The sequence below is a fragment of the Bradyrhizobium sp. WCU1 genome, from assembly GCF_053474805.1.
Window position 1 is genome coordinate 724,434 of sequence record NZ_CM130280.1, and the last position, 15,099, is coordinate 739,532.

Genomic DNA, 15,099 nt, shown 5'->3' on the forward strand with positions numbered 1-15,099 from the left:
CCTGCCTCGCAGCGCACCCGGCCTCCGCAGCCGGGTCGTCCGCTTGTCCATTTGACGTTCGCCATCGCCATGAACCGCACAATTATTTTCCGAGCTTTCGCGCGCAGTGTTCCTGGGCGAGGCGAAGCTCCTTCTCGACCAGACGCAATGAGACCCCCAGCCGGCTGGCAATTTCCCGCTGCGGCATGCCCTGGAGACGTGCCGCCAGCAGGATGACCCGGCGGCGCGGCGTCAGTTCGGCGATCGCCTTCTCCAGGGCCTCGATCTCGAAACGGGCCTCCGCAATCTGACTCGGCCCCGGCGCGTCGTCCACAAGATGGAGCAGATCCTGAACCTCGTTGTGCGCGAGACGCCGTTTTTCGGCCCGCTGCCGGTCCATTGCGACGTTGAAAGCCATCCGGAACAGATACGCGGCCGGGCTTTGCACCGCCCCCGCCACTTCGGCCCGGCCGAGACGCACATAGGTGTCCTGCAACGCATCGCCGGCGAGCTCCGCCGATCCCAGACGACGGCTCAGCCGCTGCTTGAGATCGTCGTAACGGTCAGCCAGGAAGCTGCGGAGCATGGTCCGGTTTGCGTCGCTCATCGCAGCACGCTCAGTTTACCTCGCCGCTGGTACGGATTGCGTCGATCCCGGCGCAGTCCTGCGTCTGTTCCGACGGGCGCGGCGCGACGACCATGGTGAGGGGTTGCGAGATGCCCGGCGGCGGCACGTCCTTGATTCTCAATCCGCGCAGCGTCGTCTCGATCGCGCTATCGACGCGCGCATCACCCGTCTTGCCGAGAAGCCTGGTCTGCTGGACGGCGCCCGTCGACGCGATCCAGAACTGCACCGCGATCCGATAGCGGCCCGGCCGCAACAGGCTGTCCCTGCAGAAGGCGTCCCGAACGCGCTCCTGCACCTGCGCATAGTAACGGGCGCGGATGACCAGATCGGCCTTTTTCGGATCGATGTCGGGCGCCGCCGGCTGCCCGGCCGCCGGAGACGAGGGCACGATCACCACCGCATTCTCCGACGTCAGACGGCCGACCAAGCCGGTTCCGTCGAGCAGGACCTGCAGCGCATCCGACGGCGCGAAATCGCCCCTCACCTCGCTTGAGCGCCGGCCGGTCGCAAGCCGCGCATCGTAAAGCACCTCACGCCGCGCCGTGGCGCCGTAACGTTCCAGCGCGGATGTCAGAGGCTGAGATGGAATATCGAACGGCATGCGCGGCGCAGACGCGTTCGTATTCTCCTGTCCCGCCGCGAGGTCGGCACTGGCGCCCAGCATGCAAAGCCAGATCAGAACGTATAGCCGACAAGCATCTGAGGGGCGCCCCGCCCGGCCCCTCGAAAGATATCCAATACTCATCGTGTCCGCGTCGATTGTTCCCAGGCGGGCCGCTGTGTCCAATCTGCAACGTTAACGTCGAAGTGTGACAGCGGTGCGTAGGCGCAAGAGGAAGACCTGAGCCGGCCCCGGGGACGGCGGTCCCCATTATTTCTTCAGTTCCGCATAGAGCTGCATCACCCGGTGCGGCAGCACCTCGATGCGCGGCACCCGGAGGGCATGGCGCGCGCCGAACATGCGATCGAGCTGGGGAAACCTGTCCTCACCGATACCGAAGGCAAAAATGTCGACGCCGCGCCGCCGCAATTGCTGCGCAGCCCGGCGCGCATCCTCGACCAGATATTGCGGGTCCGGGACGTCGACATCGGACGGCTCGCCATCGGTGAGGACCAGCAGCACCTTGCGGAATGCGCGTCGTTCCGCGAGGTAGCCCCCGGCATGGCGCAAGGCCGCGCCAAGCCGGGTGGAATGGCTGCTGCCGAGCCCGGCGAGACGCGAACGCACGACGGCATCCATCGGCTCCTCAAAGCCCTTGATGCGCAGATAACGCACGCGCTCGCGGCCGTCGGAGCTGAAGCCATGCACGGCGATCGCGTCATTGGCGGCCTCGACCGCCGCTGCCATGATCGCGGCCGCCTTGCGCTCGACATCGAGAACGGCGCGGCCACGGCGGTCGCGGTCAGCAGTCGATTGCGACAGGTCGAGCAGCAGCAGAATGGCAAGATCGCGCGGCCCCGGTGCATCGCGCTGGTAGACCCTTGGTTCGCTGATGCTGCCAGCGCGACGCTCGATGGTCAGGGCAATCGCCGCGTCGATGTCGAGCGCCTCGCCGTCGCGCTGCCCCTTGTGCCTGATCCGGCGGCCGATCGACGCGTCGCGGGTCAACCGCGTGATCCAGCGGGTCGTCTCGGTGTCCGTCGGTAGCTCAAACGGCTGCGCGGAGACGGCCGCATCGGCCTCCAGGATCGTTGTCCAGTCCGCTCGCTCGGCCCGCGCCGCGTAATCCCATTCCGGATAGGTCGCGACCGGAAATCCGTCGAGCAGCGTCACCGCGGCGGCCTTGGCACGCAGCGTCTCGTCGGGTCTTGCATTGTCGTCGGTGGACTGTCCATCGGCGTCCTCGCGACGCTCTACACGCACGGAATCGACCGCAAGTTCGATGGTCTCGGTCGGGCTGTCCGGCTGATCGCCAAAGTTCCACAGCGCCAGATTGTCGTCGCGGTACGCCGGTTCGACGACATAGCTCTTGGCGTTGAACTGCAGCCGCATCTGCCCGATGTCGTTGCCGAGCAGCCCGCCGATCTCGCGGCTGATCGCCGGATCCGTCCAACGCTCGGCGGCAGCGGCAAACAGCTGTCGTCCCTTGCCCACCCACGCATCCGGATCACGATAGTCCGGATCGATCAGCGCCCGCGCCAGCCGCATCATCAGTCCCGCCGCGGTTGCCTGACCGGAGGGCGTCGCGCTGTGAAACGGCAGCCAAAGTCGCCGCAGCCCGGGCATCTCGCGCAGCGCCAGCGTCTCGACCCGGGCATCCTCGATCAGCGAGACCAGCGCGAGCTGCAACGCCTTCAGCCGCCCCACGGGAAAGCGGACGGTGGAGTGCACAAGATGCGCTCCGGCATGCGCGACCGCCGCGAGATAGGTAAAGTCCGCCGCCTCACCCTCGAAGCCGGGAAGGGTCTCCGGAAGACCGATGAAGCCGGCAGCGAGCGAGGTGCGCCGCGGCACCGGCGTCGGTGCCATGGCAAGCTTGCGGAAGCGCGGCTTTCTATTCCACAGCGCAAGCGTCGTCGCCGCGAGGCGCTTCTCCAGCCGTGCAAAGTCGTCGCCGGTCCGTCCCACCGCGAACAGCCGCGCTGACAACGGATCGTCGAGCGCGAAATAGGCGCGCCGGCGCGACGCGCGGCCGCCGCTTGCGCGCAAGCCGGCCGAAACCCAGGCGGAAAAGTCCGCGCCGCCGGCATGCGCCAGCAGCGGCTCCAGCCGGCCGATCGCAAGGCTCACCGATTCCGGGCCAGCATCGGCGAGTTGGCCAAGCGCAGCGAGCACGGCGGTGAGGTCTCCAGCACCGGCAAGCCGCGGCAGCACCTTGGACAATTCGGTCAGCAACCCATGAGCGGCGCGGCTTCCCGCGCCGCGGCCGATATCGCCGGCGGCGTGCCCGATCGCGATCAGATCGGCGGTCGATCGCTGCGCCGGCCATTGCTCTGACAGCCGCAGAAAGCCCAGAACCACCGCATGGCCGAGATTGGCACCGAACAGGTCGTGGACAGCCTCATCCCAGGCCGCGAGGTGATCGATTGCCCCTGCGCGCTGCAATGCGGCCCGCGCCGCCAGTACGGCCGAGCCGATCTCGTCGTGGCCGCGCAGCAGTGCCGCAAGCCGGCGTCCGGACCGGAAGCTATCGAGCGAACTGATTTGCGCGACCGCCACCTGCGAGCGTCCATTCACGCAGAGGCCGAGATCACGTCGCGCAGCGTGTTCCTGGTGTCCGCGTCATCGGTCAAGGGCACGACGATCGTGGTCTCGCAGGCCTTCTCGAGGCTGATGCCGCATCCGATCAGGCGGCCGGCATTGACCAGCATGCGGGTCGAGGCGCCTTCGTCGAGCCCCTGACCTTTCAGATTGCGGCTGTGCTGGGCGATCCTCACCAGGAGATCGGCGAGGTTCGGTTCGATGCCGGCCTCGCGCGACACCACCTCGGTCTCTGCCGAGCGGTCGGGATAGCCGAAATCCAGCGCCGCGAAGCGCTGCTTGGTCGATTCCTTGAGGTCCTTGATCGCGCTCTGGTAGCCCGGATTGTAGGAAATCACGAGCTGGAAGTCGGAATGGGCGTGGATCAGCTCGCCACGCTTCTCCAGCGGCAGCACGCGGCGATCGTCGGTCAGAGGATGGATCACGACAGTGGTGTCCTGACGCGCCTCGACGATCTCGTCGAGATAGCAGATCGCGCCGAGACGCACGGCCGTGGTCAGCGGGCCGTCGCTCCACACCGTCCCTTCCGCGTCAAGCAGCCAGCGCCCGACCAGGTCCGCCGCGGTCATGTCCTCGTGACAGGCGACCGTGATCAGCGGGCGGCCGAGCCGCCACGCCATATACTCGATGAAGCGGGTCTTGCCGCAGCCGGTGGGGCCTTTCAGCATCACCGGCATGCGGCTCGCATAGGCTGCACCGAACAGTTCCACCTCGTCCTTGAGCGGCCGGTAATACGGCTCCTCGCGGATGCGGTACTGGTCGAGCAGCAAAGCGGGATTCGACAAGCTCACGCCTCCCATGATCGCGCAGGCAGCCGTTCGCAATCGTTCGAACTCACGATGCGAGCAGTTCCTTGAGCTTACCATCGATGAAGGCGACATCGACCGGATTGGTCCCCGGCCCGCCCGCGAAGTGGCCCCAGATCGACGGCACCGGCACGAACTTGGCGTTCGGCATGTTGGCGACCTCGTTCTCGCTGTCTTCAGGCGGGAAGTAGAGGTCGGTCTGCCCCGGCATGACATAGGTCTTGGCCTTGATCGCCCGCAGCGCGGCCTTGAAGTCGCCGTTGTAGATCTCGTTGGCGCTGATGTCGCCGTTCTGCCAGGTCCACAGCATGGTGAGCAGATTGTTGGGGTCCTTCGGCAGGAAGAAGCCCTCCCAGAACGCCACCAGGAAATCCTCCAGCGACGAATAGCCCATCGTCTTGATGTCGAGCTGCTCGCGATAGAACGCCTGCGAAAAGCCCCAGCCGGCATAGACCCGCGCGGCGGCGCGCAGGCCACGGGCCGGCTTGTCGGTGTACCAGCCCTCCTTCCACGCGGCGTCCGCCGTGAGCGCGGCCTTGACGCCTTCGAGGAACACGTAATTGTGCCGCGAACATTTCGCCGAGCCGCAGAACGGCGCCAGCAGATCCATCATGTCGGGGTAAAGCGCGCCCCAATGGAACGTCTGCAACGCGCCCATCGACCAGCCGACCACCAGGCGGATGTGCTTGATGCCGAACTTCTCGGTCACCAGCCGGTGCTGGGCGCGCACATTGTCATAGGCCGTCACCTGCGGAAACCGCGGTCCATTGTAGGGCTCCGGCGTGTTGCTCGGCGACGACGACAGGCCGTTGCCCAGCATGTTCGGAATGATGATGAAGTATTTCGCGGGATCGAGCGCCATGCCCGGCCCGATCAGCCATTCATTGTCGTAGTGCTGGCCGGAGTACCAGGTCGGATAGACGATCACGTTGTCCTTGGCCGCGTTGAGCTGGCCAAACGTCTTGTAGGCGAGCTTGCAGTCGCGGAGGGTCGCGCCGCGCTGCAAAGTCAAATTGCCGAGATCATAAATCTGATAGTCGACGCTCATTGATGTATCCTTCTTGCTCGATTGAGCTGATCGCTTACGCCGGACGCGCCACCTTTTCGGTCGAAGACTCCACCCGCGCGATCGCGCCGTACACGATGCCGGCGACCAGCGCGGCTGATATTGCAGTGGACAGCCCAGGCATCAGGTTTTCAACCGCAAAAGCGCATAGCGACCCGATGCCCCAGGCAATGAACGGCTTGGCACGCCAGTCGACATCCGCACGCGCCTCGGTGCGCAACAGATACTGGTCGACCAGGATGATCGCGCCGATCGGCGGCACCAGAATGCCGAGCAGCGACAGCCACTGGATGAAGAACGCCCAGACGTTGCCCGCGGCGACGACGATGCCGATGGCGCCGAGGATCACGGCCATCAGACGCATATTGGTGCCGAGGATACGCGACCAGCCGGTCGCCGCATTGTAGAGACAGTGTGAACACACCGAGCCGAGATTGGTGTAGAGGAAGATGAAGGCGAGGATGCTGAGCCAGGTCAGCTGCTTGCCGTTCATGTAGCCGAACATGTTGTCGACGCCGAACGGATTGGCGTTCGGCACTGCGAGCGCCGCCGTCATCACGCCGCCGACCAGCATCGCCACCAGATTGGCGAACGGAAACGCGCTGAAGGTGGCGAACAGCGACGCTCCCGGGCTGGGCGCCCAGCGGTTGAAGTCCGCGGTCACCGTTCCGGCATCGATGAACAGCGCCAGCACCACGGTGAGGCCGACGCCCATCGACATGCTGGCCACGCCATTGTTGCCGGCATAGCTGAAGATCGCTGCCGCTGTCGTGGTCGAGGCCGCATCAGCCGCAACCCAGAGGCCGAGCACGACGAACAGCGGCACCGACGCCAGCCCGATATAGTGCAATCCCTTCACCCCAACGAAGGTGATCCCGATATAGAGCACGCCGGCGACGATGGTCATCGCCACATAGTTGAGGCCGTAGGTCGAGGAGATCAACGCGCCGGTGATGCCGGTCTGCACCGCGTACCAGCCGAGCAGCAGGGTCGACAGCAGGCCCGACGCCAGCACATAGCCCTTCCTGCCGAACACGATGCTGGCGATCAGCGCAAAGTTCATGCCCTTCCGCGTGCCGATCAGGCCGAGTGCGCCGACATAGGCGAACATGATCAGATTGCCGATGATCATCGCCACCAGCGCATTCTTGAACCCCATGCCCAGCACCAGCAGCGATCCGGTCATCGCGCCGGTGATGATCATCGGAAAGCCCAGCCACACCATGGTGACCGAGAAGGCGCTGCGCCGGGCGCTGATCGGCACCGGCTCGTGCTCGAATTCGTGGCCGAGAAGATCGTCGATCTGTCCTTCGGCCTGGTGAACGATACCGCTATTGGCTTCGCTGCTCATGGTAACCCCCGTTTCCCCTTGCAACAGTTTTGAGAACCGTGCCGGCGCATGTGATCGCGCCGGTACGGCCTGGTTTCTCAAATCAACGATGTGCGACCTTCTGGTTCGGGATGCCCTCGATCGGACATTCGTCGGTGCCGACCGTCGGACGGGTCATGGCCTCGACCATCTCCCGCGTGCCCTCGGGATCCGTGATCCAGTTCTTGTAGAAGGTGTACGGGCAGACGGCGTGGCCGCGGTCACCGTCGCCGGAGTTGATCAGGCCGGTGTAGCCGCGGTGCATCAGCTTGAAGAGATGGTTCTGCGACTGCATGTTGCGGCGGGCGTCGCGGATCAGCGACACCGAGAGCTGGGCGTACTGGATGCCGTTCTCCTCGGTGCCGCACTCGCCGAGCGTCCTTCCGTCGAAGCCGATCAGCGCCGAATGGCCGAAGTAGGAATAGACGCCGTCGAAACCGGAGGCATTGGCGACCGCGACGTAGCAATTGTTGGCCCAGGCCATCGACTTCGAGATCTGGATCTGCTGCTCCTTGGCCGGATACATGTAACCCTGGCAGCGGACGATCAGTTCGGCGCCGCGCATCGCGCAGTCGCGCCAGATCTCCGGATAGTTGCCGTCGTCGCAGATGATCAGGCTGATCTTCAGCCCCTTCGGCCCTTCCGAGACGTAGGTGCAATCGCCGGGATACCAGCCCTCGATCGGCACCCAGGGCATGATCTTGCGATACTTCTGCACGATCTCACCCTTGTCGTTCATCAGGATCAGGGTGTTGTACGGCGCCTTGTTGGGGTGCTCCTCGTGGCGCTCGCCGGTCAGCGAGAACACGCCCCAGACCTTGGCCTTGCGGCAGGCGTCGGCGAAGATGCGGGTCTCCTCGCCCGGCACCGACGAGGCCGTCTCGTACATCTCCTTGGAGTCGTACATGATGCCGTGGGTCGAGTATTCCGGGAAGATCACGAGATCCATGCCCGGCAGGCCGAGCTTCATGCCCTCGACCATCTTGGCGATGTTGCGCGCGTTATCCAGCACCTCGGCCTTGGTGTGCAGGCGCGGCATCTTGTAGTTGACCACGGCAACGCCGACCGTGTCCTTGCTGCTCGATATATCTCCATGCAACATGTCTCGACTCCCTTTCTTGAACGATAATTCCCGCTACACGGCCATGTGCAGCTGGATGAGATCATCGGTGAGTTCACCGATCGCGCCCTTGGCGACGACGCGTCCCTTTTCGAGCAGCGCGAAGCGGTGAGACGCACGCCGCGCGAACGCGACATTCTGTTCGACCAGCACCACCGTGATGCCGCGCTCGCGATTGAGGCGCGTGATCACGTCCTCGATCTGCTCGACGATGTTCGGCTGGATGCCCTCGGTCGGCTCATCCAGCAGGATGACCTTGGGCTGGGCCAGCAGCGCACGCGCGATCGCGAGCTGCTGCTGCTGGCCGCCGGAGAGATTGCCGCCGTAGCGATTGAGAAAATCCTTGAGCACCGGAAACAGCTCGAGCACCCATTCCTCGATGCCGCCGGCGGACCTCGCGGCGAAGGTGCCGAGCGTCAGGTTCTCCCGCACGGTGAATTTCGGCAGGATGCCGCGGCCCTGCGGCACATAGGCGATGCCGGCCTTGGCGCGTTGATAGGTGCGCAGCGGCGAGATGTCGGCGCCGTCGAGCGACAGCCGTCCGGTGACCCGGTCCATCAGGCCGAGGATGCTGCGCATCAGCGTGGTCTTGCCGACGCCGTTGCGGCCGAGCACCGAGAGGAACTCGCCGTTGCCGACCATCAGGTTGATTCCCTGCAGGGCGCGGCTGTTGCCGTAGAACGCGTCGATGTCGGTCAGCTCAAGCATGGCTGATGCCTCCCGATCCCAAATAGGCGCGCCGCACTTCAGGGTGCGCCTCCACCTCCGCGGCGGTGCCCTCGGCCAGCATCTGGCCCATATGCATCACCGAAATGACGTCGCCGATCGCCTTCACAAAACCCATGTCGTGCTCGACCACGATCAGCGTGTGCTTACCCTTCAGCCGCGCGAACAATTCGGCGGTCTTGCGGGTTTCCTGCGCGGTCATGCCCGCGGTCGGCTCATCCATCAGGATCAGCTCGGCGTCCTGGGCGACCAGCATGCCGATCTCCAGCCACTGGGTCTGGCCGTGCGACAGATAGGCCGCCGGCCGGTCGAGCTGCTCGGTGAGCCCGACCAATTCGGCCAGACGTTCGATGTCTTCGCGCCCGGAGTTGCCGACACTCCAGCGCAAATTGCCCAGCACGGAGGTGCGGCGCGCCCGTGCCACGTCAAGATTCTCGCTCACCGAAAGCTCGCGGAACACGCTCGGCACCTGGAACTTACGGCCGACGCCGGCGCGGGCGATCTCGTATTCCTCGAGATCCTGCAGCGCGGTGCCGTCAAAACTGACGGTGCCGGCGCTCGGCTTGACCTTGCCGCAGATGATGTCGAGCGCAGTGGTCTTGCCGGCGCCGTTCGGTCCGATCAGGCAGCGCAGCTCGCCCTTGCGCACGCTCATGTTGAGCGCGTTCAGCGCCTTGAAGCCGTTGAAGCTGACCGAGACGTCGCGGAGATCGAGATGCGAACTCATGTGCTGCCCTCCGTCTGGCCGACGCCTTGCGCGACGCGGCCACTGGCGGCCTGGCGGCGCTGCACGATCCAGCGCAGGATGACCTGCGCGAGGCCGGCGAGTCCTTTGGGCAGGAACAGCACGACGAGCACGAACAGCGCGCCCATCACCAGCGTCCAGGTTTCGAGAAACGCCGCGGATTCCGACAGCGCGCCCTGCATGCCTGCCACCAGCACGGCGCCGAGGAACGCCCCGACCAGGCTCTGCCGGCCGCCGACGGCGCACCACACCACGACCGACAGCGACAGCTGCACGCCGAGGAAGGTCGGCGAGGCAAACTCCATCACCACCGTGTAGAGCATGCCGGCGAGCCCCGCGATCGCCGCCGACAGCGCGAACACGAAGATCTGGTAGAGCGCGACGTCGTAGCCGAAATAGCGCACCCGGCTCTCATGATCGCGGATCGCCTGCACGATCAGGCCGGCCTTGGACTTGGTGAAGGCAAAGGCGACCAGCAGGCTGAGCAGTACGCAGCAGGCCACGAGATAGTAGGTGGCGCGGCCATAGGCGTCGAAGGCGACGCCGAAGATCTCGAGCTGGGCAAGATCGGTGATGCCGTTGAAGCCGCCGGTGTAGCTCTGCTGGTCGATGATCACGAGATTGATCACCACCATGGTGGCGAGCGTGATGATCGAGACATAGACGCCGGTGACACGTCCGCGGAACATGAACCAGCCGAGCGCCGCCGCGACCAGCGCCGGCACGATCAGGCCCGCGGCAATCGCAAAAGTCAGCGAGCGGAACGGCTCCCAGAACCACGGCAGATGCGCAACGTTGTTCCAGACCATGAAGTCCGGCAGGCCACTGGCTCCGGTGTGCACAGGGATGGTCTTGAGCTTCAGCGCCATCGCCATCGCGTAGGAGCCGAGCCCGAAGCTCATCGCCTGGCCGAGATTGAGGATCCCGCCGAAGCCCCAGGACAGCCCGAGCGATATCGTGAGGATGCCGAGCACCAGATAGCGCGCGACCTTGTTGAGCAGGAAGTCGTTGTTGAGCAACACCGGCAGCGCGAACACGATCGCACAGACGACAAGTATCGGTGCAAGCTGCGCGATCAGGCGCTGCAATCCGCTGGAAGTAATAGCATTCGACGGCATGAATCAGCGATCTGTCTCAGGCCCGCACGCGTGCGGTGAAAAGCCCTTCGGGGCGGAAACGGATGAGGACGACGATGGCGAGCAGCACGATCGCCTTGGCCACCGTGTCGTTCTGCAGGAAGGCGATGCCGCCGGAGAGCTCGCCGAGGATGAAGGCGCTCGCCACGGTGCCGGCGAGGCTCTGCACGCCGCCGAGCACGACCACCATGAAGGCATCGACCACATAGCCGGTGCCCATGTCGGGCGAGACGCTCTTGAGCGGCGACACCAGCGCACCGGCCAGCCCCGCAAGGCCTGCACCGTAAGCAAATGTCAGCGCGTAAACCCGCTTGGCGTTGATGCCGAACGAGGCGGCGACCGAGCGGTCCTGGATGATGGCGCGCAGCTTCATCCCGACCGTGGTGCGGTTCATCAGCAACCAGGTGGCTCCGAACAGCGCGATCGACACCACGAACAGGAACACCCGATACGACGATATCGGGATGCCGAACACGTTCATGCTGTCGGACAGCGCCGGCGGCAGCTGCACGTAACGCAGCTCGCTACCGACCGATAGCCGCACCGCCTGCTGCAGCATGATGCCGACGCCCCAGGTCGCGAGGATCGTATCCAGCGGCCGGTTGTTGAGCAGGCTCAGGACAAAGCGTTCGATGATCCAGCCGAACGCGGCAACCACGAGGAAGATCGGAACCAGGCTCGCCAGCAGGCCGAGCCCGAGATAGGTGTGGAACACCCAGGCGGCGTAAGCGCCGAGCATCACGAACTCGCCATGGGCGAGATTGATGATGCCCATCGACCCGTAGATGATCGATAGCCCGAGCGCGACCAGCAGCAGGATCGACCCGATGCTGAGTCCGGTGACGATTTGTTCGATGAATTGGTCCACGTCGAATCCGCTCTTCAAGGTGATCTCGTGCGCCCTGCCCCTCGCAACGATTCGCGCAAAGGGAAGCCATGGTTGCAGGTGGCTGGCCGCCGGCGCCGCACGCCGACGGCCTTCGTCAGCTCCCGTCGTCAGCTCTTCTCGACCAGGCCCTTCTCGGTGCAGGACTGCCCGGGATAGGCCGCGTAAGGCACCGGCTTCAGCCAGTCCTTGGCTTCGACCAGGATCTCGAACTGGCCGTTCGACTTCGCCTGCGCGATCTTCGGCCACAGCCAGGTGTGCAGGTTGTCCGGCTCGATCTGGACCTTGCCCTGCGGCGCAATCATGCTCTGTCCCTTGACCGCGTCGCGGATGTTCGGCGGCGTGAGGTCGCTGGTGGCGAGCTTCTCGACCGCCTGCTTGAACAGATAGGTCTGGAAGTAGCAGGCCTCAGAGACGAAATGCGTCACCTTGTCGGCGCCCCAGCGCTTCTTGTAGGCCTCGACGAACTTCTCGTTCTCCGGCGACTTGTGCACCATGAAATACGGCGCCGAGGTGAAGTGACCGGCCGCCGCCTCACCGCCCATCGCCGCGACCTCGTTCTCGGAGGTCGTCAGGCTCGCCATCGGCATCTTCTCGGGATCGAGGCCGGCAGCCTTGTACTGCCGATGCAGCGCGACCACGGAATCACCGACCACGGTGGAGAAGATCACGTTCGGCTGGGTCGAGCGGATCTTGTTGATGACGGAAGAGAATTCGGAATGGCCGAGCGGCACATATTCTTCCGCCACGACCTCGCCGCCGAGCTTCTCGAGCAGCTTCTTGCAGTAGTTGTTCTCTTCCTTCGGATAGATGTAGTTGGACCCGATCAGATAGAACTTCTTGCCGAATTTCTTGACCAGCCAGGGCACGAACTCGTCCTGCTGCTGGTTCGGCACCGCGCCGGTGTAGATGACGTTCTTCGAGCACTCGCGGCCTTCATAGAGCGTCGGATACCAATAGAGATTGTTCTGCCGCTCGAACACCGGCAGCACCGCCTTGCGGCTCGCCGAGGTGTAGGAGCCGAACACGCTGACGCATTTGTCGCCGACGACGAGCTTGCGCGCCTTCTCCGAGAACGTCGCCGGATCGGAGGCCGGATCCTCGACGATCGGCACGATCTTGCTGCCCTTGATGCCGCCGGCGGCGTTGATCTCCTCGATCGCGAGCAGCGTCGCCTTGTTGAGTGATTCCTCGATGATCGCAGTCGTTCCCGTCAGCGAGAACAGCACGCCGACCTTGATCTCGCCGCCCGCGGCGTAAGCGAGGTCGGCGTTCTTGATCCAGATATGCGGCAGTCCGGCGCCGGCAAATGCGCCAAACGCCGCGGTATTCCTCAGCAAAGTCCGCCGTGAAATGCTCATCCCTAGCTCCCTTCAGGATTGAAAAAACAAAAAGCCCTCCCGATGCGCGCTGACGCGAGCATTGGGAGGGCTTTGTTGCCGGTTGTGTCGAAGGCGGCGCTGTCGCCGCCGGCCCCGCTATTGGGGCTTACTGTTGATGATCGTAGCCAAGCAGTTCGAACGAGTCAACAATCGCCGCGGCGACTGCGCTTGCCGACACGCGACGATCCATCGCCTGTCGCCTGATGAAGCCGTAGGCTTCGGTTTCCGGCATCTGCCGCGTGGCCATCAGGATCGCCTTGGCGCGCTCCACCGTGCGCATCGAGCGCAGATTGTCGTCGAGCTTCTCGATCTTGCTGCGCAGCCGCCGCTCGTAACCGAACTGACTGCGCGCCAGCACGAGGCTGGACAGCACCGCATTCGGCGTGAACGGCCGCGGTAGCACGGCGTTCGGCGTCGCATGACACAGCGCATCGGCGTGAACCGCCTCCGTCGCCGGCAGGATCACGACCAGCGCCGAGCGCGCATCGCCGGGAATCCACGGCAGGCGCCGCGCAAGGTCGGGCGAATATTCGCAGTACACCACATCGGCGTCGGCCGGCACGCTTTCCGGCATCGGCCAAACCTGACGCACCCGCATCCGGAATCGCTGCAATTCGCGCAGCAGCATGCCGATCTGATCGTCGACCGGCGCGACCACGACCGCCGACAGATCGGCAAGCTCTTGAACCATGGTCTTGCGCCCGCCGACGTCTCGGCTCGGTGACGGCTTACGCGACATTTCGTTCATTGGGCGCTTCCTGTTTGCGTTGCACGACCATATCCGATCAGGAACGGATCCGCATGCACCGCTTCCTTCGACTGGCTGACGACGTCGAACTGTCCCTGGCGATTGGCTCGCCCGATCCGGGTCCACAGGTCGGTATGACCCGACATCGGGTTGACGGTGACTGCACCTTGCGGTGCATCAAAACTGGTGCCGAGCACCATGGAACGCAGCACCTCGGTGTCGAGCGAATTGACCTGCTCGAGCGCTTTCGCGAACAGATGCAGCTGGAAATAGGACGCCTCGGCGCACATGTTGGTCGAGATATCGGCACCGAACCGCTTCTTGAAGCGCTGCACGAACGCACTATTGGCGCTGCCCTCGACGCCCTGGAAATAGGACGCCGCCGTGACGTGCCCTTCACCGACGTCGAAGCCCATGGCGGCGATTTCGGCCTCCGTCGTGGTCAGGCTGGCGATCGGAACCTGCCTGGGATCGAGGCCGACATTGGCATAGGCCTGATAGAGGAACACGGTGCCCTCGCCGACCACGGTCGAGAAGATCACGTCGGGCTTGACCCGCTTGATGTCCTGGATGATGGGGACGAAGTCCTGCCAGCGCGCGTAGACATTGACGTAGCGCTCGCCAACCACCGAGCCGCCATTGCTCTTGAGCAATTCCCGCATCACCCGGTTGGACTCGCGCGGATAGATGTAGTCCGAGCCCACGAAATAGAACCGTGTTCCGAACGTATCCATCAGATAGCGGCACAGCGCGAGGCTGTTCTGATTCGGCGAGGCGCCGGTGTAGATGACGTTCGGCGACGCCTCGAACCCTTCGTATAGTGTCGGGTACCAAAGCAGGCCGTTCAGCCGTTCGACGACCGGCAACACCGCCTTGCGGCTCGACGAGGTGTAGCAGCCGAAGATGGTGCTGACCTGGTCCTCGACCATCAACCGTTTGGCGTAGTGGCCATAGGCGGCCGAATCCGAGCCGGGGTCGTAGGCGACGGGAACCAGTTCGCGGCCGCAGACCCCGCCCGCTTCATTGACCTCCTCGATCGCAAGCTGCGTGCCCTGATATTGGGTTTCCTCGATGACCGACATGAAGCCGGTTCGTGAAAACAGGACTCCTATCCGCCACGGAGCGGAGGTCGCTTGGGTAGGGTTCGACATGATCAGGCCCTCGACAGAATTGGAGGGACGAGAGGGATTATTGTTCTTGTTGCTCTCGAACAGCATTGCCGGGAGCGGAAGATTGCATGTCATCTGCCGCGAGACAAGGACCCTCGCAGCTCATCCTGTCAGCGACGCTGACGCGAAAGCAGGCA

Annotated in this window: 14 protein-coding genes; all 14 read right to left on the reverse strand. The window is 64.4% G+C overall.

The features are described from left to right. Positions 1 to 82 precede the first annotated feature (82 nt). The 14 genes from ACTUWL_RS03345 to ACTUWL_RS03410 all read right to left on the reverse strand — a co-directional run bounded on the left by ACTUWL_RS03345 (position 83) and on the right by ACTUWL_RS03410 (position 14,944). Positions 83 to 586: an RNA polymerase sigma factor gene (locus tag ACTUWL_RS03345; protein ID WP_021082179.1), complete on the reverse strand. Its 504-nt coding sequence runs from the start codon at positions 584 to 586 to the stop codon at positions 83 to 85. 10 nt (positions 587 to 596) lie between these two features. Then, entirely contained in the window at positions 597 to 1,271 is a 675-nt protein-coding gene (locus ACTUWL_RS03350) for an STN domain-containing protein (protein WP_021082178.1), read from the reverse strand. Positions 1,272 to 1,478: 207 nt separating this feature from the next. Next, on the reverse strand, positions 1,479 to 3,767 hold the full coding sequence (locus ACTUWL_RS03355) for a nitric oxide reductase activation protein NorD (protein ID WP_146160338.1): 2,289 nt from the start codon (positions 3,765 to 3,767) through the stop codon (positions 1,479 to 1,481). Positions 3,768 to 3,781: 14 nt separating this feature from the next. Continuing rightward, complete coding sequence (locus ACTUWL_RS03360; protein ID WP_021082176.1) at positions 3,782 to 4,594, reverse strand: CbbQ/NirQ/NorQ/GpvN family protein; 813 nt, start codon at positions 4,592 to 4,594, stop codon at positions 3,782 to 3,784. A 49-nt stretch (positions 4,595 to 4,643) separates the two neighbouring features. Then, positions 4,644 to 5,663: an alpha/beta fold hydrolase gene (locus ACTUWL_RS03365; RefSeq protein WP_021082175.1), complete on the reverse strand. Its 1,020-nt coding sequence runs from the start codon at positions 5,661 to 5,663 to the stop codon at positions 4,644 to 4,646. 34 nt (positions 5,664 to 5,697) lie between these two features. Beyond that, complete coding sequence (locus ACTUWL_RS03370; RefSeq protein WP_021082174.1) at positions 5,698 to 7,032, reverse strand: purine-cytosine permease family protein; 1,335 nt, start codon at positions 7,030 to 7,032, stop codon at positions 5,698 to 5,700. Between the two features lie 82 nt (positions 7,033 to 7,114). After that, on the reverse strand, positions 7,115 to 8,152 hold the full coding sequence (locus tag ACTUWL_RS03375) for an aliphatic amidase (RefSeq protein ID WP_016845713.1): 1,038 nt from the start codon (positions 8,150 to 8,152) through the stop codon (positions 7,115 to 7,117). A 33-nt stretch (positions 8,153 to 8,185) separates the two neighbouring features. Beyond that, on the reverse strand, positions 8,186 to 8,878 hold the full coding sequence (urtE, locus tag ACTUWL_RS03380; RefSeq protein ID WP_021082173.1) for an urea ABC transporter ATP-binding subunit UrtE: 693 nt from the start codon (positions 8,876 to 8,878) through the stop codon (positions 8,186 to 8,188). Further along, complete coding sequence (gene urtD / locus ACTUWL_RS03385) at positions 8,871 to 9,623, reverse strand: urea ABC transporter ATP-binding protein UrtD (protein WP_021082172.1); 753 nt, start codon at positions 9,621 to 9,623, stop codon at positions 8,871 to 8,873. The genes urtE and urtD overlap by 8 nt, the downstream gene beginning before the upstream one ends. Beyond that, positions 9,620 to 10,759, reverse strand: coding sequence for an urea ABC transporter permease subunit UrtC (urtC, locus tag ACTUWL_RS03390; protein WP_021082171.1), 1,140 nt, complete (start codon positions 10,757 to 10,759; stop codon positions 9,620 to 9,622). The genes urtD and urtC overlap by 4 nt, the downstream gene beginning before the upstream one ends. Before the next feature lie 16 nt (positions 10,760 to 10,775). Next, positions 10,776 to 11,645, reverse strand: coding sequence for an urea ABC transporter permease subunit UrtB (urtB, locus tag ACTUWL_RS03395; protein WP_035653496.1), 870 nt, complete (start codon positions 11,643 to 11,645; stop codon positions 10,776 to 10,778). Positions 11,646 to 11,773: 128 nt separating this feature from the next. Next, positions 11,774 to 13,024 (reverse strand): transporter substrate-binding domain-containing protein, encoded by a 1,251-nt coding sequence (locus ACTUWL_RS03400; RefSeq protein ID WP_021082169.1) that lies wholly within the window; start codon positions 13,022 to 13,024, stop codon positions 11,774 to 11,776. A 127-nt stretch (positions 13,025 to 13,151) separates the two neighbouring features. After that, positions 13,152 to 13,793 (reverse strand): ANTAR domain-containing response regulator, encoded by a 642-nt coding sequence (locus ACTUWL_RS03405; protein WP_021082168.1) that lies wholly within the window; start codon positions 13,791 to 13,793, stop codon positions 13,152 to 13,154. Next, positions 13,790 to 14,944, reverse strand: coding sequence for a transporter substrate-binding domain-containing protein (locus ACTUWL_RS03410; protein WP_035653495.1), 1,155 nt, complete (start codon positions 14,942 to 14,944; stop codon positions 13,790 to 13,792). The genes ACTUWL_RS03405 and ACTUWL_RS03410 overlap by 4 nt, the downstream gene beginning before the upstream one ends. Positions 14,945 to 15,099: the final 155 nt, after the last annotated feature.

What these genes read in the sequence shown, in the direction of transcription:
- ACTUWL_RS03370 (WP_021082174.1), bottom strand. Translation starts at nt 7,032, where the DNA reads ATGAGCAGCGAAGCCAATAGCGGTATCGTTCACCAGGCCGAAGGACAG.
- ACTUWL_RS03375 (WP_016845713.1), bottom strand. Translation starts at nt 8,152, where the DNA reads ATGTTGCATGGAGATATATCGAGCAGCAAGGACACGGTCGGCGTTGCC.
- urtE (WP_021082173.1), bottom strand. Translation starts at nt 8,878, where the DNA reads ATGCTTGAGCTGACCGACATCGACGCGTTCTACGGCAACAGCCGCGCC.
- urtD (WP_021082172.1), bottom strand. Translation starts at nt 9,623, where the DNA reads ATGAGTTCGCATCTCGATCTCCGCGACGTCTCGGTCAGCTTCAACGGC.
- urtC (WP_021082171.1), bottom strand. Translation starts at nt 10,759, where the DNA reads ATGCCGTCGAATGCTATTACTTCCAGCGGATTGCAGCGCCTGATCGCG.
- ACTUWL_RS03410 (WP_035653495.1), bottom strand. Translation starts at nt 14,944, where the DNA reads ATGTCGAACCCTACCCAAGCGACCTCCGCTCCGTGGCGGATAGGAGTC.
- ACTUWL_RS03350 (WP_021082178.1), bottom strand. Translation starts at nt 1,271, where the DNA reads ATGCTGGGCGCCAGTGCCGACCTCGCGGCGGGACAGGAGAATACGAAC.
- ACTUWL_RS03365 (WP_021082175.1), bottom strand. Translation starts at nt 5,663, where the DNA reads ATGAGCGTCGACTATCAGATTTATGATCTCGGCAATTTGACTTTGCAG.
- ACTUWL_RS03345 (WP_021082179.1), bottom strand. Translation starts at nt 586, where the DNA reads ATGAGCGACGCAAACCGGACCATGCTCCGCAGCTTCCTGGCTGACCGT.
- ACTUWL_RS03405 (WP_021082168.1), bottom strand. Translation starts at nt 13,793, where the DNA reads ATGAACGAAATGTCGCGTAAGCCGTCACCGAGCCGAGACGTCGGCGGG.
- ACTUWL_RS03400 (WP_021082169.1), bottom strand. Translation starts at nt 13,024, where the DNA reads ATGAGCATTTCACGGCGGACTTTGCTGAGGAATACCGCGGCGTTTGGC.